Here is a 22,468-nt window from a genome sequence, read left to right as displayed (position 1 = left end):
CAAATTAGCGGCTGAAAAGCCTCCGAAAAAGAGCGCAGAAAACATCACTCTGCACTCAAGATATTCAGCCGGTAAAGCAGATCAATTGCATTAATTTTTACATATAGGCTAGAATATGTGCGAATCCAAACGAAAGAAGATGATCAAATGAACCCTAAGTATAAACCGCTGTTTGAACCATTTACATTTAAAAGCGGCGTTACAATCGACAACCGGATCACAGTAGCGCCAATGACTCATTACGCTTCTAATGAAGACGGTACGATATCTGAAGCAGAGCTTGACTACATCATCCCCCGCTCAAAAGAGATGGGAATGGTGATTACAGCCTGCGCAAACGTCACGCCAGACGGAAAAGCATTTCCCGGCCAGCCGGCCATCCATGATGATTCCAACATTCCAGGTTTAAAAAAATTAGCACAAGCCATTCAGGCGCAAGGTGCTAAAGCTGTTGTGCAAATTCATCATGGCGGCATTGAATGCCCGTCTGAGCTTGTTCCGCAACAAGATGTTGTAGCGCCAAGTGACGTATTTGATAACGGCAAGCAAATTGCCCGTGCCTTAACAGAAGAAGAAACGGAAAACATTGTGAGGGCTTTTGGAGATGCGACAAGACGCGCCATTGAAGCAGGCTTTGACGGTGTTGAAATTCACGGTGCTAACGGCTACTTGATTCAGCAGTTTTATTCTCCGAAAACCAATCAGCGCACAGACCGCTGGGGAGGAAGCGACGAAAAACGGTTAGCCTTCCCGCTTGCTATTGTCGATGAAGTGAAAAAAGCAGCTGCAGAACATGCGAAGGGTGCGTTCTTAGTCGGCTACCGCCTGTCTCCGGAAGAACCTGAGACACCAGGATTGACAATGGCTGAAACCTTTACGCTTGTTGATGCTTTAGGGGATAAAGAATTGGATTACCTTCATATCTCACTGATGGACGTGAACTCAAAAGCGCGCCGCGGTGCAGATCCGACTCGCACACGCATGGACTTATTGAATGAACGTGTCGGAAACAAAGTGCCGCTGATCGCCGTCGGTTCCATTCATTCCGCAGATGACGCGCTGGCTGTCATCGAAAACGGCATTCCGCTAGTCGCAATGGGACGCGAAATTTTAGTTGATCCTGACTGGACAGTGAAAGTAAAAGAAGGCCGGGAAAAACAAATCGAAACCGTAATTAAAGGCACAGATAAAGAAAAATATCACTTGCCTGAACCGCTATGGCAAGCAATTGTGAACACGCCTGGCTGGGTGCCTTATAAAGATTAATGTGTTGAGACTGCCGAAACACTTCGGCAGTCTTTTTTCAACTTTAAATAAATAATTTATGTAAACATCTAAACAGCAAGAGAAGGAGCTCGCCAGCTGCTTCGGGAAGCAAATCTAGGAGAAGCCCGTCACGCTTTCTTGCTTTTTTCTTTTTCATTCGTACGTCTCCTTTGTTCATGAATGCTTCCTTACTTACGATTTTACAGGGAAAGGGTTTCAAGTTGATCTTGATTGTTTGTTTTTTATGCTCCCAGTAGCGAAAACACATAAAACCATGACTGCAAATGAGGTAAAGTCAATCAGGAGTGCGCCTAGTATGTGTGTGTCAGTAATGATGTACGAATGGACGCAAAGCGCCAGGCTAAATAATGCCATCGGCAGTCCGTACTTTTTAAACATCCTCCTTGCGAAAAATAGATCCTTCATATTCATCACCCTTGAAACAAACGTCTCCAAAACAAAACGCCTCCTATTTATCAGCGCAAACTAATAAATAAAAGACGTTTGATTTAATCATCGGTTAATATATTCATGCTTAAGAAGCCTTATGCTCTAATCTCAGCTTATCCGCAACCATCGCAATGAATTCTGAATTTGTCGGTTTAGCTTTTGTCATGCTGACAGTATAGCCGAACAACGAGGAAATGGAATCAATGTTACCTCTGCTCCATGCCACTTCGATCGCATGGCGGATCGCTCTTTCTACACGGCTTGCGGTTGTGTTGAATTTTTTGGCGATGTCCGGATAGAGGACTTTTGTAATGCTGCCGAGTAATTCAATGTCATTGTATACCATTGAGATTGCTTCGCGCAGATAAAGATAGCCTTTAATATGGGCCGGGACGCCGATTTCATGGATAATGCTTGTGATGCTCGCGTCGAGATTTTTCTTCTTTGGTTCAGGCTGGCTGCTGCGTATAATGCTACTTTGCGATGAAGGCGCACGATGCGTCACGCTGCTGGCATTTCCGCTGACCTGGCGGATATGGCCGACAAGGTTTTCCATATCAAACGGTTTGAGAATAAAGTAGGACGCGCCTAAATCGACGGCCTTTTTCGTGACATCTTCTTGTCCAAAGGCTGTCAGCATAATGACATTCGGCTGTTTTTTCAGATCTGATTCCCTCAGCCGCTCTAAAACCGCAAGTCCGTCTAAATGCGGCATAATAATATCCAAAACGAGGACATCGGGATCTTTTTCTTTAAACAACGACAGGCATTCCTGTCCGTTATAAGCAACACCGATCACTTCCATGTCTTCCTGTCCTTCTATATATTCACTCAACAGGCTTACCAGCTCTCGATTATCGTCAGCAACACAAACTTTAATTTTCTCCACGTTTCTTCCTCCCCAAATGTAGTTAACAGGATTCACCCTTGCTACATGTTTACATTCGACAAAACCGCTATATACCCTCTAAAAAAAATCATAATAACCAATATTAGTGGCATATCTTTGTTATTCTATGTTTTTCTCCGTTTTTCGACTAAAAATGAAATTTGACAAACAAGGAAACGTGAATTTGTCGAAAAATCTTCTTTTGTATATTTTACCGTATGTATTCTGAGAAGTGAAGGGGGATCAAAACAAAAAAACTGCCGGAAATTCCGGCAGTCAGCTTGCTTTTTCTTTTCCGTAAATATCGATTCCTGCTTCTGACAGCATCCATTCAATATGAACGCCGTAGCCGCTTGTCGGGTCATTTACAAACACATGGGTGACAGCGCCGATCACTTTTCCATTTTGAATGATCGGGCTCCCGCTCATCCCCTGTACGATGCCGCCTGTTTCTTTCAACAGCCTCGGATCGGTTATTTTTAAGACCATTCCTTTTGTCGCCGGGAATTTTTGCGGCGTCGTGCTGACAATTTCAATATCAAATTTTTCTACCTTGTCATCATCAATGACCGTTAAAATTTCAGCAGGCCCTTTTTTGACTTCAGTAGAAAACGCAACCGGCAGTGCTTGATCTGAAATGTTGTTTTGAATCGGCTGATGCAGTGTGCCGAAAATGCCAAATGGGCTGTTTCTGTTAATGTCCCCGATCGTTTTGCGTTCTGAGGAAAATCGCGCCAGTTTTTCTCCCGGATTTCCGCCTGTCCCTTTTTCAATGGATGTTACAGTTGATTTAACAATTTCTCCATTCTCCACTACGATTGGTTTCTTTGTGTCCATATCAGAAATCACGTGGCCAAGTGCCCCGTATTTTTTTGTTTTCGGTTCATAAAAGGTCATGGTGCCGATGCCAGCAGCAGAATCCCTGATGTATAAACCAATTCTGTACTTGCCCTCTGCTTCATCCTTTTCCGGGATGAGCTTTGTTTTGATTTTTTGTTTGTCACGTTTAATGAGCAAATCTAGAGATTCTCCGGTTTTACCGGCTTTCTGAATAAATGGGGCTACATCATTCATTTTTTCAATTTTCTGTCCATTCATCTCAATAATGATGTCGCCTGCTTCAATGCCGGCCGTTTCTCCCGGAGATTTCTTGCCTTCACTTGTGTTGATTTGATGAAATCCGACGACAAGAACACCGACGGAATGAAGTTTTACACCAATTGATTGTCCGCCAGGTATGACCTTTAAATCAGGAAGAACTTGCACTTTTGTTTTTTTGATTGGAAATCCGGCAAGATCGTATACTAACTCTGACTCACCTGATTTTTTGCCTGTCACCTTGATTTCATGCGGGTCTTTCTTTACTGTAAACGCTTCTGATGTTTCTTGTGCATGAGCGTTTACCGATAGGCCCGTTTCAATCGCTTGTGTTTGGGTTTCAAATACTCTCATTTGCGTTGGAATCAGTAAATACTCTTTTAGCGGTTTGCATAAACCTACACTTAATAATGAAACAAGGAGAATTAAACCTACTGCTTTTCTGATGTTATCGGGCATTCACTACTTCACTCTCCTCGCTCCTATCCCACACCTTCTTTATGACTTGCTGCTACATCATTTAATTTTGCCTTCTGACGGCTTATTTATAACTGTCATATAAAGAAAAACATTGGATATACTGATGAACGAATGGATGTGAGCAAAAAAAATAAGCCGCGCTTCTCGCGCAGCTTACCCAGTTGTTTTGACTTGATCCGCTTGTTTTAAAAGTTCTTTCGCATGGCGTTTCGTTAAGTCTGTTACTTCGACTCCGGCAATCATGCGCCCGATTTCCGCCACCTTTTCCTGCTTAGACAGCGGCTTGACACGTGTGGTCGTTCTGCCGTCTTTTAATTCCTTCGCAATATAAAGATGCGTATCTGCCATGGCAGCCACCTGAGGCAAGTGTGTAATACATAGCACTTGTGATCCTATCGACACTTTATGGATCTTTTCAGCGATTGCCTGTGCGACTCTGCCGCTTACACCGGTATCGACCTCATCGAAAATAATGGACGTTACATCCTGTTGTGAAGAAAAAATGCTTTTTAAGGCAAGCATCACCCGTGACAGCTCTCCCCCGGAAGCGACTTTCGAAAGGGATTTCAGCGGTTCGCCTGTATTGGTTGAAATTAAAAACTTCACCAGATCAATCCCTTGTTCAGACAACTGAACAGGCTGGCCATTTACAATCGGCGCCTCCTCATCGCGGGACGCTGTTCTAACCTTAAATTCTGTATCAAAAGTTGATTTTTCCATATACAAGCTTTTTAATTCGCGATGAATCTCATCGGCCAGCTTTTTCGCCCATGCTTTCCGGATTTGCGAAACATTTGCCGCTTCTACTGCGACATCTTTGCCGACTGAGTCAAGCTCCTTTTTCACGCTTTGAAGATGGCTGTCCCTGTTTTCAATTTGGTCAATCTCTTCTTCAATTTTAGAAGCGTATTCCAAAATATCCTCAACAGTTGCACCGTATTTTCGTTTCAGCTGTTTGATTTCATTAAGTCGCGTCTCAATATAGTTCAGGCGTTCCGGATCATATTCAAGCTCATCCAGCATATTTCTCATCTGAAATGTAGCGTCTTCCAGAAGATAGTAGGAGTTCGATACAACTTCAGACAGTTTTTTCAGCGATTCGTTAATATCAGATACATCGTCAAGCTGCGCTGATGCCATTCCGACCCAGTCCAGTCCGCCCTGCTCACTGCGAAGCGCGTTATATGCATTTTGCAGCGATTCATATATCTTCTCAAAGTTTGAAATTTGCTGGCGCTCTTGTTGAAGCTGTTCATCTTCATTAAGCTCGAGCTTTGCCGATTCGATTTCTTCGAGCTGAAATTGAATGAGGTCAAGGCGGTGGGCCATTTCCTGTTCACTTTCAGAAAGCTGCTTTAGCTTTTTAAGCAGCTTCATATACCGATGATACCCTTCCTGATACGCATGAAGTGCGCTTTCTACTTCGGCTCCGGCGAACTTGTCCAAAAGCTGGAGATGATTTTCGTCCTCCATTAACAGCTGGTTATCGTGCTGCCCGTGAATATCTAATAAAAGTCTGCCGATCTCTCTTAGTGAAGCAATCGTGACAAGCTTGCCATTAACACGGCAAACGCTTTTTCCGCTCGTGCTGATATCCCTTCTCATAACGATCATTTCGTCTGAAACGTCGATTCCCTGCTCAGTGCATACGTCAAAAACGGGATGGCCGCTGTCCAGCAGAAACAGCCCTTCAAGCTCGGCTTTTGTCTCTCCATATCTGACAAATTCAGATGATCCGCGGCCTCCGACTAAAAGAGAAATGGCGTCAATGATGATGGATTTGCCGGCTCCGGTTTCTCCTGTTAAAACCGTGAGCCCGCGTTCAAAAGAAACCGTCAGTTCCTCAATAATGGCAAAGTTTTTAATCGATAGTTCAGCTAACAAACAGCATTACACCTCTTATCTATGTTAGATTTCTGTTACAGCAGCTCAAGCAGCCTGTTTTTTACGCCGTCTGTATCTTCAGGAGTCCGGCAAATAATTAAAATTGTGTCATCTCCGCAAATGGTCCCCATCATTTCATCCCAGTCCAGGTTGTCCATCAGCGCCCCGATTGCCTGGGCGTTGCCCGGCATCGTTTTCAGCACAATCATATGGCTTGCTGAATCTATTTTCACAAATGCATCCATCAATGCCCGCTTCAGCTTGGATAGCGGATTGAAACGCTGGTCTGCCGGAAGACTGTATTTGTAAGAGCCGTTATTCGTAGGCACTTTTACAAGGTGAAGTTCTTTAATATCTCGTGAAACCGTGGCTTGTGTTACTTTGTATCCATCCTGCTTCAGCATGTCGACCAATTCATCTTGCGTTTCGATTTCATTGCTTGTAATGATCTCTCTGATTTTAATATGCCTCTGGCCTTTGTTCATGTAAGCACCTCTATTTCCAGCTTATCTGTTCTATTATGTTATATGATTCTCTGCAAATTGTACATGAATGCAGAAAAAAGGAATAATAGCGCCCTATTATTCCGGTACATCTGCTTTTTTTTCTTTTAACGTCGTATGTGCCTCTTCTACAACGCGGATGATCTCTTCTTCCGGCAGCTCCTGTCCTTCCTGTCCCTCTCCCGGCCAATGCAAATGAAGGAGAAATTCAATATTTCCGTCTCCTCCCGTGATTGGAGAAAATGACAGGCCTTTGCAAATATAGCCTTCTGCAGCAGAAAAACTGATCATTCGCTTGAGAACATCAGCATGCACTTTAGGATCTCTGACAATCCCTTTTTTGCCGACGGATTCACGTCCCGCTTCAAACTGCGGCTTTACAAGAGCCATGCAGTCACTGCCCGGTACAAGCAATGTTTTGAGGACAGGCAGGATGAGCCGCAGTGAAATAAAGGACACATCAATTGTGGCAAACTCCGGCATGCCCTTTGTAAAGTCTGCCGGTGTCGCGTAACGGAAGTTAGTCCGTTCCATCACGACGACACGTTCATCCTGTCTGAGCTTCCATGCGAGCTGGTTGTAGCCTACATCCACCGCGTATGACTGTTTAGCTCCGTTTTGCAGAGCGCAGTCCGTAAAACCGCCGGTGGATGAGCCGATATCAATCATGATTTTATCTTTAACAGAGACAGGAAACTCCTCCAGTGCTTTTTCAAGCTTTAAGCCGCCTCTGCTCACATATTTCAGCGGGTTTCCTTTGACGGTTAACGGTAGGTCGCGGTCGATTTTTTCCCCAGGCTTGTCCAAACGGTTTTCGTTTGAATAGACGATGCCCGCCATAACTGCTCTCTTGGCTTTTTCCCGCGTTTCCGCCAGCCCTCTTTCTACTAGTAATACATCTAATCGTTCTTTCTTTGACGTCATGATCCAATTCCTTTGTGTGTCTTCGGCGGCATCAATAATCTAATACGGTTTGCCGCTTGCTGTTTTGTTAGTCCAATCTCTTCTAGAAGCGCCGTTACGCTTCCGTGTTCGATAAATCGATCCGGTATACCCATTCTGTCAATTGGTGTATGATATTCACCTTGATCATGTGCGAATTCTAAAATCGAGCTTCCAAAACCGCCTTCTAAGACCGCTTCTTCAATCGTTAAAATTGGCAAGCCTTCTTTTAGGATACCCTTCATCATTTTTTCATCAATCGGCTTAATAAAACGCGCATTCACAACGCGCACGGAAAGGCCTTCTTTTTGCAGCTCTTCAGCTGCTTCAAGGGCCATTTCGATTGTTGTTCCAAATGTTAAGATGACAGCATCGTTCCCCGGACGCAGCACTTCCCACGTGCCGATCGGAATCGTTTTCAGCTGTTCATCCATTTTTACGCCAAGTCCGTTTCCGCGCGGAAAACGCATCGCAATCGGGCCTTCGTCATAGCTGAGTGCTGTATGAACCATATGCTGTCCTTCATTTTCATCTTTCGGCATCATTAAGACCATGTTTGGAATGTGGCGCATAAACGCTATATCAAACACACCTTGATGTGTCTCTCCGTCAGCACCTACGAGTCCTGCACGGTCAATTCCAATAAACACATTGGCGTTTTGACGGCAGATGTCATGAACCACTTGATCATATGCCCTTTGCAGGAAGGTTGAATAAATCGCCAAAAACGGCTTCATCCCCTGCATTGCCATAGCTGCAGCCATCGTTGCGGCATGCTGTTCTGCGATTCCTACGTCGAACATGCGGTCAGGGAATTCCTTTGCAAAGCCTTCTAGCTTTGAGCCGACAGGCATAGCCGGCGTAATGGCTACAATGCGTCCGTCCTCACGTGCCATTCTCTGCACAGTGCCGCTGACTAGGCCGCTCCATGAAGGAGCTGCTGCTTTCGGTTTTACAAAGTCACCGGTATTGATTTTATAAGGTCCGGTACCGTGCCATGTTCCGATCGTATCGGTCTCAGCCGGTTTGTACCCCTTCCCTTTTTTCGTAATGACATGCAAGAGAACAGGGCCTTTTGTTTTTTTGGCGTATTGAAGATTCTCAATCAGCTCATGATAAGAATGTCCGTCCACCGGGCCTAAATACGTAAAACCAAGCTCCTCAAAAAACATTCCGGAGACGAGCATATATTTCAGGCTGTCTTTGACCCGTTCCGCCGTAGCGGCAAGTTTGCCCCCAACTGCCGGAATCTTTTTAAACAAGTACTCGAGCTCGTCTTTAACCCACTGGTATTTCCCGGCAGTGCGCAGCCGTCCGAGCATAGAATGAATGGCACCGACATTCGGTGCAATACTCATTTCATTATCATTTAGGATAACAATCATGTCTTTTTTCTCGTCGCCGATGTGGTTCAAGGCTTCAAGCGCCATTCCGCCGGTCAGCGCGCCGTCACCAATAATCGGAATAATAAATTCATCCGTTCCTTTAATATCACGCGCAGCTGCCATTCCCATCGCGCCTGACAGAGAAGTTGAGCTGTGCCCGGTTTCCCAAACATCATGCTCGCTTTCACTCCGCTTTGGAAATCCGCAAAGCCCTTTGTACTGGCGAAGCGTCGCAAATTCTTTTCCGCGTCCTGTCAGGAGCTTGTGGACATACGACTGATGGCCTACATCCCATAAAAATTTGTCTTTCGGGCTGTTAAATTCCTTATGCAGCGCAACAGTAAGCTCTACAACACCTAAGTTTGGGCCAATGTGGCCGCCGGAAGCGGATAAAGTTGTAATTAAAAATTGACGGATTTCATCACTTAATTTCTCTAATTCATCAATGGACATGTTTTTTAAAAACGACGGGTCCTGTATTGATAAAAGATCCAAAGCGGATCAACTCACTTTCAGCATGAATTTCTGCAATGATACATGTCTTCCGCATGCCGAGCTTGACAATAGCCAATCTCAGACATAAAAAAAGACAAACGCGCTTTTCCTTTTCGTTTTTCATATAAACTGCTTACATTTTACCATATCTCGTGCAGCCGCTTCAAATTAGGATCGGTTTAGTGATCTCTTGCCGCAATTAAATCACAAAGCTCATATAAAAGATCTTTTTGAAGAGAGAGTCCGCCGATCAAACGCTTCGCCTCTTTTATATGAACATCCAATTTATGTTTGGCTCCTTCCAGTGAAAGAAGTGACGGGTAGGTCGATTTGTCGTTTGTTGTATCCGAGCCGACACGTTTGCCGATTTTCTCTTCACTGCCTTCTAAATCTAAAATATCGTCTCTGATTTGAAAACCGATTCCAATGTGGCTGCTGAAGGTACGCAGCGTTTCGATATCTTCCTCAGGCGCATCCGCCAAAATAGCACCCGCAATTACGCAAAAACCGAGGAGCTTGGCGGTTTTCCGTTCATGAATGGATTCAAGTTCTTCAAGCGTGACTTGGCGGTTTTCCGCTTCCATATCAGCGACTTGCCCCCCGACCATGCCTTCAGTGCCTGCCGCTGAAATCAGTTCATTCACAAGCCGAAGGCGCTTTTCTGCTGACACCTCGTCTGACACATGGGAGGTGATCAGCTTAAAGCTTTCCGTCAGCAGCCCGTCACCCGCTAATACTGCTGTAGCTTCACCGAACACTTTATGGTTTGTCGGCTTCCCGCGGCGCAAATCGTCATCATCCATACAAGGAAGGTCATCATGAATTAACGAATACGTGTGAATCATTTCGACAGCACACCCGATCGGAATGCCGTCCTTTTCACTTTTCCCGTATGCGTTTAAAACGGCCAGTACAATGAGGGGACGCAGCCTCTTTCCGCCAGCCTCAAGGGAATACAGCATAGATTTTTTTAATGAGTCCGGCATATCCAGCTTTTCTGTATAGACAGAAAGCTGATTTTCAATCGTTTTTTTCCGCTCCGCCAAAAAGCTCGTTAATTTATTTGTCACCTTCGTCTTCCTCCTGAACACTGAAAGGTGCCAGTTCGCCATCTTCTTTTAAAATGAAGTCCATTTGTTTTTCGACTTTTTGCAGCTTTTCATGACACATCTTTGAAAGAGCCATGCCTTCTTGGAAATAGTTAATTGCTTGCTCTAAAGGCACATCGCCCTCTTCAAGCTTTGACACAATGCTCTCAAGCCCTTTCATCGCTTCTTCAAATGTCATGTTTTCATTTTTTTTCACGTCTGTCATTTTTCTTCCCCTCTCTTTTCTAATACTTCACAGGTCAGCACGCCATCCTTCAGCTTGACCTCAACCTGGTCCTTCTCTTCTATTTGACTGACACTTTTAATGAGTTCCTCTTCTTTATAAGCCAAGCTGTATCCTCTTTCCATCACTTGAAGAGGACTTAACGCATTCAGCTTGCCAAGAACAGTTTGAAATTGGGAATGCAAATGCTTCATTTGGATATTCATATTTTTTCTCAGCTGATTTGTTTGTTCCTCGTATCGTGTTCTCGCTTGCTTCAGCTGTTCATGAGGATGCAGCGCCTCTAACCTGTACGTTTCACGCTCCAGCTGTCTGTTTTTTCGGTCTAAAAGAGCGGTAAGCTGTGCTTGAAACTGCTGATAGGCAAGGTCAAACTGCTGCTCTTTTTGCGCATACAAACGCTTTGGAAAACGAAAGGCATATGAGGATTGCAGCGTTTGAATCCGTTCTTTTTTCTGGCCGAGATGCTGCTGCATCGCTCTTGTCATTCTGACTTCCGCTGTTTTTGTCCGTTCGATTAAATCAGTGGTATGCGGCACGGCAATTTCAGCTGCTCCTGTCGGCGTTGCGGCTCTGATATCAGCGACAAAATCACTGATCGTAAAGTCCGTCTCATGCCCGACTGCCGATATAATCGGAATGTTAGAAGCAAAGATCGCGCGTGCTACAATTTCTTCATTAAATGCCCACAGTTCCTCTATCGAACCGCCGCCTCTTCCGACAATTAATACGTCGCAAACCTTTTTTTCGTTTGCCTCTTCAATGCGCGTAACGATGGATCTGCTCGCATTTTCACCTTGTACGAGCGCTGGAAGAACAATGACTTTTACAAGGGGATATCTTCTTTTGAGAGTTGTAATGACGTCTCTGACAGCGGCACCGGTTGGAGATGTCACAACCCCGATTGTGGCTGGAAATGCGGGGATTTGTTTTTTAAAACGTTCGTCAAATAAACCTTCTCCGGCAAGCTTCTTTTTTAATTCTTCGTACGCTAAATAAAGCGCTCCGACCCCGTCAGGCTGCATTTCTTTGGCATATAATTGGTAGTTTCCGCTCGGTTCATATACGGAAATTCCGCCTCTGACCAGCACCTTCATGCCGTTTTCAGGTTTAAAAGGCAGACGCTCGCTCTGTCTCGCGAACATCACCGACTGCATTCTGGCGTTTTCGTCTTTCAGTGTGAAATAAATGTGGCCTCTTGTGTGTATTTTTACATTCGATAATTCGCCTTTAATCCAAATATTTTCAAGGTGAGGATCTACATCGAATTTTCGTTTTATATACTTCGTCAGCGCTGAGACGGTAACAAACGCTGTTTCGCCCATGTCTCAAACTCCTCTCATAAGCATTCCTGCACCATAACTAAAGAAAACCCGCCCTGGCTTTAGGAGCCTGAAGAAGCGGGTATCGTGCTCATATTCACAGCGGGCAAAATCTCTCGCCTGTGAATATCTCCAATTATCTATGATAACGTACGTTTCGCAGATTTAACAGTATTATGCGCAAGCATCGTGATGGTCATCGGACCTACTCCGCCCGGAACTGGCGTGATGAAGGAGGCTTTTTCCTTTGCCCCTTCAAATTCAACGTCTCCGCAAAGCTTTCCGCTTTCCAGACGGTTAACGCCTACGTCAATGACAACAGCACCTTCTTTAATCTGGTCTGCATTGATGAAGTTGGCTCTGCCGACTGCAACCACCAGGATGTCCGCTTTTTTCGTATGTTCGGTAATATTTTCTGTTCTTGAATGACAGTAAGTAACTGTTGCGTTTTCATTAAGTAAAAGCTGGCCGACAGGTTTGCCGACAATATTGCTTCGGCCGACTACAACAACCTCTTTACCGGAAAGGTCGATATTGGTTTTCTTCAAAAGCTCAACAATTCCGTGAGGCGTGCAAGGAAGAAACGTATCTTCGCCAAGCAGCATTTTCCCTACGTTTAGCGGATGAAAACCGTCTACATCTTTATCAGGAGAGATACGTTCGATTACCGCTTTTTCAGAAATATGGTCTGGAAGCGGAAGCTGAACGAGAATGCCGTGAAACTCAGGGTCTTGATTGTATTGATCGATAATGGTAAGCAGTTCAGCTTCTGTGAGGCTGCTGTCAAATTGATCGAGCTTGAAATTCATTCCCATTGTTTCAGCCGCTTTTTTCTTTCCTCGCACGTAAGAGTGAGAAGCAGGATCATCTCCAATCAAAATAACCGCCAGTCCGGGAGTGACGCCTTGCTTTTTAAGCTCTTCTACCTCTTTTGCCAATTGTTCGCGTTTTTCTCTAGCCGTTTCTTTTCCGTCGATGATTGTTGCAGTCATTGTCTTTCCTCCTATGATTGTTCAATATCAGATTTAATGTTAGAAAGAACCCCGTTTACAAACTTTGTCGCTTTGTCATCACCAAACCGTTTTGCCAGCTCAATCGCTTCGTTCATGGAGACATTCACCGGAATGTCTTCGACATATGCCATTTCGTATGCTGCCAGACGCAAAATTGCGCGGTCAACATTGGCAATCCGATCGAGCTTCCAATTCACCAGATGTTTGGAGATCATTTCATCCAGCTGGATTTGATGTTCCAATACCCCGTATACAAGCTGTTCAAAGAAAGGATCTGTTTTTTCTTCATCCAGTGCATGTTCTATGGCTTCATTCACTGCAATATCGCTGACATCAATTTGAAATAGTGCCTGCAAAGCTTTTTCTCTTGCTGTTCTTCTTTTCATTTTCTTTCTCCTTTGATCCTCTTTATCCGCTTGTCGTTAAGCCACAAAGAGATCATAACATATTTTTTTCGTATCCGCATATTGAAATCAAGGTTTTTTCACCCTATTGCCGAATATTTTCACACACCTCAATATGATCATTCGGGTTTCACGTTCATGAAGAAACTCGGCTGCCTTGAGCCGGCTTTCTTCATGCTTTGAAATAAAGGGTAACGTGTAAAAAAACCAAAGGGCCGCCCTCCCCTTGGTTTCGTGTTAAGCCATTTACATTTCTTCGTCGATTTGGACTTCTTGGGCTTTTGTGTCAAATTGAATGCCGACGATGTGAATATTGATCTCATTAATCGAAAGAGACGTCATATTTAATAAGGTTTGACGAATGTTTTCCTGAACGGATGCTGCAACTTTCGGAATCGAAACACCGAATGCTACGACACAGTATACATCGATCGTAATTCCGTCATCCGCCAGATCGACTTTGACACCCTTGCCATGATTCACTTTACCGAAGCGCTCAACGACGCCAGTCGCAAAGTTTCCCCGCATTTCGGCAACACCGTCAACTTCTGAAGCTGCTATGCCGGCAATGACCTCAATGACTTCTGGTGCAATCTCAACCTTACCCAAATGCGTATCTTCTTGATCCATTTTAAGCAAGCTGTTGTCTTTCATTCAATTCACCTCCGTAAAAATTATGAGCCCATTACATCATATGTTTCTAAAAATTTCGTATTAAACTCTCCGCTCACAAATGTTTCGTGTTCAAGCAGTTTTAAATGGAACGGGATCGTTGTCTCAATGCCTTCGATGACAAATTCGCTCAATGCGCGTTTCATGCGGGAAATCGCTTCATCTCTCGTTTTTCCGTATGTGATCACTTTTGCAATCATGCTGTCATAGTACGGTGGGATGGAATAGCCCGGATACGCAGCTGAATCGACTCGAACACCCAAACCGCCAGGAGGCAGGTACATTTTAATTTCACCAGGTGACGGCATGAAATTTTTACTTGGGTTTTCTGCGTTGATACGGCATTCGATAGCCCAGCCTTCAAATACAACATCTTCTTGCTTGAGGCTCAGTTCCATTCCTGATGCCACTTTGATTTGTTCCTTAATCAGGTCAGTTCCCGTCACCATTTCTGTGACTGGGTGCTCTACCTGAATTCTCGTGTTCATTTCCATAAAGTAATAGCGCTGTTCATTGTAGTCATATATAAATTCAACTGTTCCAGCACCTGTATAGCCAACCGCTTTTGCAGCCTTTACCGCGGCATCGCCCATCTGCTCCCTGATTTCTGAATCAAGCGCAGGAGATGGTGATTCTTCCAAAAGCTTTTGCAGACGTCTTTGGATCGAGCAGTCGCGTTCTCCTAAATGGATGGTATTTCCATAGTTATCGGCAAGCACTTGGATCTCAACATGACGAAAATCTTCTATGTATTTTTCGATGTAAACACCTGGATTACCGAATGCTGTTGCGGCTTCCTGCTGTGTAATCTTAATGCCGTTTATCAGTTCCTCTTCGGTGCGAGCAACCCTGATTCCTTTTCCGCCTCCGCCTGCAGTGGCTTTTATAATTACAGGATACCCAATTTCATTAGCAAGCGAAACCGCTTCTTCCACATTTTCTATAATTCCTTGTGAACCTGGCACGATCGGCACGCCAGCCTGTTTCATCGTTTCCCGCGCGACGTCTTTTGTTCCCATTTTAGAAATGGCATCAGCGCTCGGGCCGACAAACGTGACGTTAACTTCTTCGCATAATTCCGCAAAATCAGCATTTTCAGCTAAAAATCCATATCCCGGATGAATAGCGTCCGTACCTGTCAGCTTCGCAACACTCACAATATTTGTAACGTTTAAATAGCTGTCTTTTGATGCTTTCGGTCCGATACAAAAAGCTTCATCGGCCATTTGAACATGAAGGGCATCTTTATCAGCTTCTGAATAAACAGCGACAGTCTCAATTCCGAGCTCTTTGCAGGCTCTGATGATTCTGACAGCAATTTCTCCTCGGTTGGCGATCAATAGCTTTTTAATCATGTTAAGTCTCCTTACTCTGCTTTTACAAGAAATAGAGGTTGTCCGTATTCGACCAGCTGGCCGTTTTCTACTAATACTTCAACGATTTCGCCTTTTACTTCCGCTTCGATTTCGTTGAAAAGCTTCATCGCTTCTACAATGCAGACAACTGTGTTTTCATTTACTTTTGAACCAGCTGTCACATACGGGCCAGCTTCCGGAGAAGAAGAGGCATAAAATGTTCCGACCATTGGTGAAGTAATTTTATGCAGATTCTCATCTTGCTTAGGTTCTTCTTGGGCAGGTGCCGGCGCTGCTTGCTGCGTTTGCGGCTGAACTGCCTGCGGAGCCTGTGCCTGTACAGGTGCTGCCGGCGCCTGCTGCATGACTTGAACAGTGCCTGCTTCATGTTTTTTCAGTTTTAAGGATACACCTTCATTTTCATATACGAATTCGTCAATTGTAGACTCATCAATTGCTTTAATCAGCTCGTGGATTTCTTTAATATTTAACATTCAATCGCACTCCTATGTATGAAATTTCTTTTTTATAGGTTACTACTAAAAGTACATACTATGTTCATCTTACAGGAGCGGACTTTTGAATTCAACTCTAATATGATTGGCACGCCAAAAAGCCCGCTGTTTAAGCGGGCTTGCATTTCCTCTTTTTTACTTGGATGGTTCAAATGTGACAGCGACGTCTTTCATTGTTTTGATTTCTTTTGCCACAAGGTCTATAATGGCTGTCGCCTTCGATTTGGAGTGTTTGTCTGATTTGACTGTAATGTTGATTTTATCTCCTTCAGCATTCACGAGCGCGTCTTCGTAGCCTTGTGTTTTAATAAGCGTTTCCAGCTGTTTTTCTGTTCCTTCCACTTCACTGAGTGCTGTCATTTTATCATATGCTTCGCTCTTTTCCTTTGCTGTTGCATCATCGCTTGACACAATGGCATTCAGCTCTTCTCTTTCTTTGCTTCTGGCATCTTCTAAATCAAGGCGGTAAGTCGTGAACAGATCATCATCAGCTGTTTCTGTTACAACAGTTCCTTTTTCACTAGCTTCAGCTGATGTTTCCTTGTCTGCTGATGAATCTTTTGTGCCCTTTGTTCCATCTTCTTTATCTTTTTCAGTTTCTGTACCGTTTTTTTCCTTTGTGTCTTGTTTTGGAGGCGTTTTTTCAGTTGCGACCTCTCCGCTGTCAGACGCGCTTTTTTCACTTTGCATTTGAACGGCATTTTTGCTTTCCGGCGACATGATATAGTAGACGCTTAACACCACGACAAGACTGAGCATTGTTAATAGCCAAACGGTTTGTTTTTTGAGCATTTATGAATCCTCCTTTATTTTTTTAGGGGCAACCGCAACCCGGTGGCTTGGAACATCCAGGACCCGTGTCACCGCTTCAATAATGGTTTGTTTTATTTGAACGTTGTCCACTCCTTGAGCAACAACGAGTACACCGCGTATATCAGGCTTTTTCGTTTGAACGACGACGGGTGTTTCCTTATCGCCGTTTTTGATCAAGACAATTTCTTCTTCTGATGTCTGGTCTGTAACGCTTCTTGTTCCGCCTTCTTTGTCTGTTTCTTCAGTTGTTGTATTTTTGTTTGATTTGTTTTTTTCGTATACTTTCAGCGACGTTGCATCAACATTCACGACAACAGAGACATCGTCCACACCTATAATCGTTTCAAGAATTTCTTTCAGCTGATTTTCGTATTCTTTTTCATAATCATCGATCGAGCTCTTAGGTTCATCAGATTTCGAGGCTTTAAACACTTCGGCTGTTTTCTCTTTGCTGTCTTTAGTATCTTGTGATGATACTGCCGTTATCGTTTTGGCGTTTTCTGTTTTCTCAGGTGACGAAAACAGCTGGCTGACAAGCATAAAGGAAACTCCGAGAACAAAAACGAATAGAAAGTAATGATATTTGGTCAGCTTCGGCTTTTCACCGTCCTTCGTTTGCCCCGGAAGAAACTGCTTTTTCAATACATTCCATAATCCGTTTTTATTCATTGCCGACACTCTCCCCGCCTTCCATATGAACCGTAATTTTCTCACTTCCGATTTCCCAAATGTCCGCAAGCTGTGACTTGATCTGTTTGGCTTCTTTTTGTTCGGCTGCTTCTTTCGTTACGTATGCATGGTCTGTATCAATGTGAACCGGCGCGACCGTTTGGACCGTTTTTTCAGAAGACGGGGCCATATACACGCTGATTGTTTTAATATCCTCTTCTGAATCTACCTTTTCTCCTGCCGTGAGTTTGATGTTGTCTACTTTGTATTCATCATGACTGAATCTCTCCTCCGCTTTCTTTTTTAGTTGGACAGCCATTTCTTCTAAAATATATGCGCGTTGGGAAGCTTGTATTTCTATTTTTTTTGAATTGATTTGATTTTTTATGTTGGCAGACTCTGACTGCCCGTTTTTTGTGAGGTATTCAAAGATGACTGCAGGGTCTGTGTTGAAAAGCTTAAAAATTGGCGTAAGCATGACGACAATCAAGAGCAGGCTGACTACCATTTTTGCGTACTTTTGCATGCTGGAGCTTGGCAGCAGCATATCAATCACAATTGCAAATAGGATAAACAACACGATGGTGGTAAGCCATTCAGTTAAAAAACTCATCCGCCAGCCTCCTTTATTTCATCATCATCGTGAGGTTTCCGGCTGTGATTATGACGGTAAGGCTTAGAAAAAACATGAGAGACACAATGGCGAGAGCTGCAAAAATATAAATGACGCTTTTGCTGATGACGTCGAGGCAGGTAATGACTGGCCCGCCTCCAAGCGGCTGAAGAATCGCGGCCGCCAGCTTATAAATAAAAGCGAGGGAAAGCACTTTGATTGCTGGAAAAGCCGCAATACAGATCAAAATAGCGACTCCGAGAATTCCTACTGTATTTTTCAAAAGTAAGGAAGCGCTGATCACAGTATCTGTTGCGTCTGTAAACATTCGGCCAAGCACAGGAATAAAGTTACCGGTTATAAATTTTGCCGTCCTGAGCGTAATGCCGTCTGTCACTGCAGCTGAGGCTCCCTGAACAGAGATGACGCCGAGAAAGATGGTGAGAAAGACGGCGAGCGCCCCGATGGCAATATTTCTGAGCAGGTTGGCCAGCTGCGTCACTTTGTATTGTTCGGTCATTGTGCTGACAATGCTCAGAATTGCTGATAAGAAAATGAGCGGCATGACAATATTCTGAATCAAGAGACCGCTCGTGTTCATCAGAAAGAGGATAACAGGATGAAAGAAGGCTGCAGATACAGCTCCGCCTGAGGAAGCCAAAAGCGCCAAAAGGAGCGGAATGAGCGCCAGTATAAAGCTGGTCATCGTCTGAATGGCCTCTGTCGCATAATTGATTGCCACATGAAAACTGTTCAGCGCAAGGATAATCAGCACCATGTATACAATTGAGTAAGCGACCTTACTGACGGTGCTTTGTTGAAATGCATTTTGCAGAAGCTGCAGGATGACGCAAAATATCGTGAGCAAAATCAATGTGCCAAGCAGCTTTCCGTTGGCAAGCACTTCATGAAACAAATATGAAAAGAGAGCTTTAAGCCATTCTTGCGGTGAAAATGTTTTATCGCCATTGATAAACTCAATTAAGCTGCCTTTTTGGCTTTCCGGCAGCAGTCCGCCGTACTCTGTCATAATGTCATTCCAAAATTCACCGATCTTGTCTGTTTCAAGCGAGGCCGCTGTCCTTTCTGCTAATTGCTCAGCCGTTTCAGCATGGTCTTCCGTTTGTTCGGCGTCACCGGCTGCTTGTACAACTTCTGCACGGCCTGCTATGATCAGCACGGCCAGAAGCAAAGCCAATTGAAAACGCTTCAATCTACCGCCTCCTTTCGGTTATGACATAGAAGGTATAAGTCCGAGAATCGTTTCGATAATGACGGTTAAAATGGGAACAGCCATAACGAGAATTAAAATTTTCCCAGCCAATTCTATTTTCGAGGCGATGGCCCCTTGACCGGCATCTTTTGTGAGCTGCGCCCCGAATTCAGCAATATAGGCAATTCCGATAATCTTTAAAATGGTTTCAACATAGACCATGTTGACATTTGCATTAATCGCGATTTTTTCTATCATTCGAATAATGGCGTAGATTTGGTCTACCAAATAAAGAAAAATGGCACATCCGGCAAACACGACAATTAAAAACGCAAAAGTCGGCTTTTGTTCTTTTACAATCAAAGAAAGGAAGGTGGCGATCAGCCCTAAACCTACAATTTGAACAATGTCAATCTGCAAGCCCCCCTATCCTTGGAATAAAAACACAGCTTTTATCTTTTTAAAAAGGTCATCTACAATCGTGGCGACCATAAATAAAATATAGATAAAACCTAACAGCGTCACCCACTGCGCGTATTCTTTTTTGCCCATCTGATCCAAAATCGTGTGTAAAAATGCGACCACGATTCCCACTCCAGCGATCTGAAATATAACATTCACGTCTACTCCCATTTTATTTTTGCTCCCCTCACGTTTACATCAATAGAAGAATGAGTAACAAGCCCGCTAAAAAGCCCAAACTTTTTATCATTTTTTCATTTTTCGCTTGTGCCTGCTCAGCATCCGCTTCCGAGGCTTCCAAATGTGTCAGCGCCAGCTTGATGTGCTTTTGCTGAGAGATGCGATCATGAATCCCGAGCGTCTCGCCAAATTGCTTCAGCACTTCATATTCGCTTTTTTTCAAAGACATGGTGTCCCACACCTTCTTTAAGCTTTGCTCCCACGCCGTTTTCGCGGAATCACTTCCCTTGTCCAGCTGATCACTGAACGTAATAAAAAGAGCTGAAACAGGCTGTGCCAGCTGCTTGGCGATCTGCTGTGAAGCGGTATGAAGCGGTGTATGGCCGTACATGATTTCAGCCTCGAGGGATTGGAGCGCCGCACGCAGCTGGCGGATTTGCCTCGGCCGTTCTGTGTAAATCTTCGCCATCTCAAAACCTGTCCATGTTGTCGCTACCACAATGAATACAGCGCCCAGCAGCTTCAGCATGTCTTCACTCCCATCGTTCCAGACAGCACATTACCGTCTTTGTCATAAATGCGGCTTACTGTCCCAGGCCCCTTCGCTCTCGATAATTCCAAATAGCGGTCAAAGGCTCTTTCCTCCCACAAACGCTTCAATGAAGGCCGCTTCATCAGATCGGATATGCTCCAGCCATGCGCCGAGACGATTACTGAAACACCTGCATGCAGGGCCTCAAGAAGTGCATCTGTATCTTCAATGCGCCCGATTTCATCGACAATGATCACCTCAGGGCTCATGGATCGAATCATCATCATCAGCCCCTCAGCCTTTGGACAGGCGTCTAATACATCAATCCTCTGTCCAAATTGATGCTGCGGAATGCCGCGCAGGCATCCGGCAATTTCTGACCGTTCGTCGACGATTCCTGTCTTTACGGGCAACATGTGGGTTTTGCCGGTGCTCGAGAGTCTCGCAAGATCCCGAAGAAGTGTTGTTTTACCGGTTTGCGGCGGACCGATAATCAGCGTATTCAGCCAGCTGTCTCGATATAAGAATGGAAGCAGCGGCTCCGCAATCCCCAGCTTTTGCCTGGCAATTCGTATATTAAAAGATGTGATGTCACGGAGGCCTTTCACACCTCCGTTTTCCGTGATGACTCTGCCTGCCAGTCCGACTCTGTGGCCGCCTCTGATGGTGACATACCCTTTCTTCAGCTCTTCTTCGAGCGTATACATGCTATAGTTGCTGAGCCGGCTGAGAATCAGATGGGCATCCTCAGCCGTGCCGGCATAGGACAAAAAAACAGGTTGTCCTTTTCGAATCAATTCAACAGGGCGGTTGACCCGAATTCTGACTTCTTCGATTTCCAGCCATTGATGTTCCGGTATTTCAGAAAGGGCGTTTTTCATGGATTCAGGGAGAACCTCAGCAATTTCATTCAACGGAGCCTCCTCCTTTCTACCGATTGGCTTCTTTAAAATGTATGACGTGAGGCAGACTTTATGACAAGCCTCTCTTTATTTATGAACACCCGCCAAAATCAAAACAACACCCGTAAAAATCAGAATCAGCTTTGCATACGACAGCTGCCCGGCAATTTGATAGATTCCGACAGTCATGGTGATGATAAAAATCAGCGGACCGACAATAGCAAGAATGCTGTTAACCACAACCGCCTTCCGGACATCATTTGTCACAAGCATGATAATCGCTGCCGTCAGCTCAATCATAGAGGATAAAACTCGCAATCCAGCCATTGTTAAAACAGTAGAATTAATATTTCCAAGTAAAAATTTCATAGCACTCTCCCAACCTCCCATTTTTTTATATGATATGCTCTAGCTAGCGGAAGTAGTCTTGTCATTTTCGTATAAAAGAAAGATTCAGTTTTTGGGCAAAAAAAAAGCCTGCTCCCATTTGGGAACAGACTTCTTTTTTCTTTCTACGCTCTTGAAACGTAAGAACCGTCTGATGTATTGACAACAAGTGTGTCGCCTTCATTCACAAAGAACGGCACGTTGACAACAAGGCCTGTTTCAGTTTTCGCAGGTTTTGTACCGCCTGATGCTGTATCGCCTTTAATGCCAGGTTCAGTCTCAACAACTTTCAGCTCAACTGTGTTCGGAAGCTCAATACCTAGCGTTTCATCTTGGTACATCATGATATGCACAGACATGTTTTCAAGCAGGTATTTTAACTCCTCTTCGATTTGAGTCGCGCTTAGTTCAAGCTGCTCATAAGAAGAAGTATCCATAAATACGTGCTGATCTCCGTTTGCATATAGGTATTGCATTGTTTTTGTTTCGATTTGCGCTTTCGCTACTTTTTCACCAGCGCGGAATGTTTTTTCCTGAATCGCGCCAGTACGAAGGTTGCGGAGTTTAGAGCGGACAAACGCCGCACCTTTACCAGGTTTTACGTGCTGGAAGTCAACGACGCGCCAAATGCCGCCATCTACTTCGATTGTTAATCCTGTACGGAAATCGTTAACTGAAATCATGTTTAATGT

Annotated in this window: 26 protein-coding genes; 1 reads left to right on the top strand and 25 read right to left on the bottom strand. The window is 44.4% G+C overall.

The genetic code is table 11. The annotated features are described in order from the left end of the window. The first annotated feature begins 147 nt into the window (after nt 1-147). Nucleotides 148-1,266 (top strand): NADH-dependent flavin oxidoreductase, encoded by a 1,119-nt coding sequence (locus tag AC4CV5_RS13605; RefSeq protein ID WP_222143133.1) that lies wholly within the window; start codon nt 148-150, stop codon nt 1,264-1,266. Between the two features lie 216 nt (nt 1,267-1,482). On the opposite strand, the gene AC4CV5_RS13600 is transcribed toward AC4CV5_RS13605, so the two are convergent. The 25 genes from AC4CV5_RS13600 to efp form a co-directional block, all read right to left on the bottom strand. Continuing rightward, entirely contained in the window at nt 1,483-1,722 is a 240-nt protein-coding gene (locus AC4CV5_RS13600; RefSeq protein ID WP_490923004.1) for a hypothetical protein, read from the bottom strand. Between the two features lie 79 nt (nt 1,723-1,801). Then, entirely contained in the window at nt 1,802-2,605 is an 804-nt protein-coding gene (gene spo0A, locus AC4CV5_RS13595; protein ID WP_003226427.1) for a sporulation transcription factor Spo0A, read from the bottom strand. A 276-nt stretch (nt 2,606-2,881) separates the two neighbouring features. Next, nucleotides 2,882-4,162 carry a SpoIVB peptidase gene (spoIVB, locus tag AC4CV5_RS13590; RefSeq protein WP_166850987.1) on the bottom strand — a complete coding sequence of 427 codons (1,281 nt, stop codon included), beginning with the start codon at nt 4,160-4,162 and terminating at the stop codon, nt 2,882-2,884. A gap of 174 nt (nt 4,163-4,336) precedes the next feature. Continuing rightward, nucleotides 4,337-6,067: a DNA repair protein RecN gene (gene recN, locus AC4CV5_RS13585; protein WP_490923003.1), complete on the bottom strand. Its 1,731-nt coding sequence runs from the start codon at nt 6,065-6,067 to the stop codon at nt 4,337-4,339. Nucleotides 6,068-6,102: 35 nt separating this feature from the next. Further along, nucleotides 6,103-6,552, bottom strand: coding sequence for an arginine repressor ArgR (gene argR / locus AC4CV5_RS13580; RefSeq protein WP_124072962.1), 450 nt, complete (start codon nt 6,550-6,552; stop codon nt 6,103-6,105). A 96-nt stretch (nt 6,553-6,648) separates the two neighbouring features. Next, entirely contained in the window at nt 6,649-7,494 is an 846-nt protein-coding gene (locus AC4CV5_RS13575; protein WP_326221591.1) for a TlyA family RNA methyltransferase, read from the bottom strand. Continuing rightward, the gene (dxs, locus tag AC4CV5_RS13570) at nt 7,491-9,392 is read right to left on the bottom strand and encodes a 1-deoxy-D-xylulose-5-phosphate synthase (RefSeq protein WP_326221589.1); all 1,902 of its coding nucleotides are present in this window, start codon (nt 9,390-9,392) and stop codon (nt 7,491-7,493) included. Before dxs ends, AC4CV5_RS13575 begins: the two co-directional genes overlap by 4 nt. 179 nt (nt 9,393-9,571) lie before the next feature. Beyond that, nucleotides 9,572-10,462, bottom strand: coding sequence for a polyprenyl synthetase family protein (locus AC4CV5_RS13565; RefSeq protein ID WP_166850974.1), 891 nt, complete (start codon nt 10,460-10,462; stop codon nt 9,572-9,574). Further along, the gene (locus AC4CV5_RS13560; RefSeq protein WP_003226409.1) at nt 10,452-10,706 is read right to left on the bottom strand and encodes an exodeoxyribonuclease VII small subunit; all 255 of its coding nucleotides are present in this window, start codon (nt 10,704-10,706) and stop codon (nt 10,452-10,454) included. The genes AC4CV5_RS13565 and AC4CV5_RS13560 overlap by 11 nt, the downstream gene beginning before the upstream one ends. Continuing rightward, nucleotides 10,703-12,049: an exodeoxyribonuclease VII large subunit gene (xseA, locus tag AC4CV5_RS13555; protein WP_166850971.1), complete on the bottom strand. Its 1,347-nt coding sequence runs from the start codon at nt 12,047-12,049 to the stop codon at nt 10,703-10,705. The genes AC4CV5_RS13560 and xseA overlap by 4 nt, the downstream gene beginning before the upstream one ends. A 137-nt stretch (nt 12,050-12,186) precedes the next feature. Then, the gene (gene folD, locus AC4CV5_RS13550; RefSeq protein ID WP_490923001.1) at nt 12,187-13,038 is read right to left on the bottom strand and encodes a bifunctional methylenetetrahydrofolate dehydrogenase/methenyltetrahydrofolate cyclohydrolase FolD; all 852 of its coding nucleotides are present in this window, start codon (nt 13,036-13,038) and stop codon (nt 12,187-12,189) included. 11 nt (nt 13,039-13,049) lie between these two features. Then, nucleotides 13,050-13,445, bottom strand: a complete 396-nt coding sequence (gene nusB, locus AC4CV5_RS13545) for a transcription antitermination factor NusB (RefSeq protein ID WP_222143139.1) — start codon at nt 13,443-13,445, stop codon at nt 13,050-13,052. A gap of 264 nt (nt 13,446-13,709) precedes the next feature. Then, nucleotides 13,710-14,117: a fatty acid biosynthesis protein YqhY gene (gene yqhY / locus AC4CV5_RS13540; RefSeq protein WP_490922999.1), complete on the bottom strand. Its 408-nt coding sequence runs from the start codon at nt 14,115-14,117 to the stop codon at nt 13,710-13,712. 20 nt (nt 14,118-14,137) lie between these two features. Then, entirely contained in the window at nt 14,138-15,490 is a 1,353-nt protein-coding gene (gene accC, locus AC4CV5_RS13535) for an acetyl-CoA carboxylase biotin carboxylase subunit (RefSeq protein ID WP_166850962.1), read from the bottom strand. An 11-nt stretch (nt 15,491-15,501) separates the two neighbouring features. Next, the gene (gene accB / locus AC4CV5_RS13530) at nt 15,502-15,984 is read right to left on the bottom strand and encodes an acetyl-CoA carboxylase biotin carboxyl carrier protein (protein ID WP_166850959.1); all 483 of its coding nucleotides are present in this window, start codon (nt 15,982-15,984) and stop codon (nt 15,502-15,504) included. A gap of 156 nt (nt 15,985-16,140) precedes the next feature. Further along, nucleotides 16,141-16,797, bottom strand: coding sequence for a stage III sporulation ratchet engulfment protein SpoIIIAH (gene spoIIIAH / locus AC4CV5_RS13525; RefSeq protein ID WP_166850956.1), 657 nt, complete (start codon nt 16,795-16,797; stop codon nt 16,141-16,143). Beyond that, a complete protein-coding gene (gene spoIIIAG / locus AC4CV5_RS13520; protein ID WP_490922998.1) occupies nt 16,798-17,487 on the bottom strand; it encodes a stage III sporulation protein AG in 690 nt (229 codons plus the stop codon). It abuts the gene before it with no gap. After that, nucleotides 17,480-18,100 (bottom strand): stage III sporulation protein AF, encoded by a 621-nt coding sequence (gene spoIIIAF / locus AC4CV5_RS13515; RefSeq protein ID WP_222143143.1) that lies wholly within the window; start codon nt 18,098-18,100, stop codon nt 17,480-17,482. Before spoIIIAF ends, spoIIIAG begins: the two co-directional genes overlap by 8 nt. A 13-nt stretch (nt 18,101-18,113) precedes the next feature. Further along, nucleotides 18,114-19,313, bottom strand: a complete 1,200-nt coding sequence (gene spoIIIAE / locus AC4CV5_RS13510; protein WP_222143144.1) for a stage III sporulation protein AE — start codon at nt 19,311-19,313, stop codon at nt 18,114-18,116. Nucleotides 19,314-19,331: 18 nt separating this feature from the next. Next, the gene (gene spoIIIAD / locus AC4CV5_RS13505) at nt 19,332-19,733 is read right to left on the bottom strand and encodes a stage III sporulation protein AD (RefSeq protein WP_166850944.1); all 402 of its coding nucleotides are present in this window, start codon (nt 19,731-19,733) and stop codon (nt 19,332-19,334) included. A gap of 6 nt (nt 19,734-19,739) precedes the next feature. Continuing rightward, nucleotides 19,740-19,946, bottom strand: coding sequence for a stage III sporulation protein AC (gene spoIIIAC / locus AC4CV5_RS13500; protein WP_003153142.1), 207 nt, complete (start codon nt 19,944-19,946; stop codon nt 19,740-19,742). 22 nt (nt 19,947-19,968) lie between these two features. Further along, nucleotides 19,969-20,484, bottom strand: a complete 516-nt coding sequence (gene spoIIIAB / locus AC4CV5_RS13495) for a stage III sporulation protein SpoIIIAB (protein WP_248601998.1) — start codon at nt 20,482-20,484, stop codon at nt 19,969-19,971. After that, complete coding sequence (spoIIIAA, locus tag AC4CV5_RS13490; RefSeq protein WP_166850938.1) at nt 20,478-21,401, bottom strand: stage III sporulation protein AA; 924 nt, start codon at nt 21,399-21,401, stop codon at nt 20,478-20,480. The genes spoIIIAB and spoIIIAA overlap by 7 nt, the downstream gene beginning before the upstream one ends. Before the next feature lie 75 nt (nt 21,402-21,476). Continuing rightward, the gene (locus tag AC4CV5_RS13485; RefSeq protein WP_003226379.1) at nt 21,477-21,758 is read right to left on the bottom strand and encodes a YqhV family protein; all 282 of its coding nucleotides are present in this window, start codon (nt 21,756-21,758) and stop codon (nt 21,477-21,479) included. A 143-nt stretch (nt 21,759-21,901) separates the two neighbouring features. Next, a complete protein-coding gene (gene efp, locus AC4CV5_RS13480) occupies nt 21,902-22,459 on the bottom strand; it encodes an elongation factor P (protein WP_003226377.1) in 558 nt (185 codons plus the stop codon). Nucleotides 22,460-22,468: the final 9 nt, after the last annotated feature.

The organism is Bacillus sp. NS1, from assembly GCF_058248265.1.
Note: the sequence above shows the minus strand (reverse complement) of the source record. Positions and strands in the feature narration are given on the sequence as shown.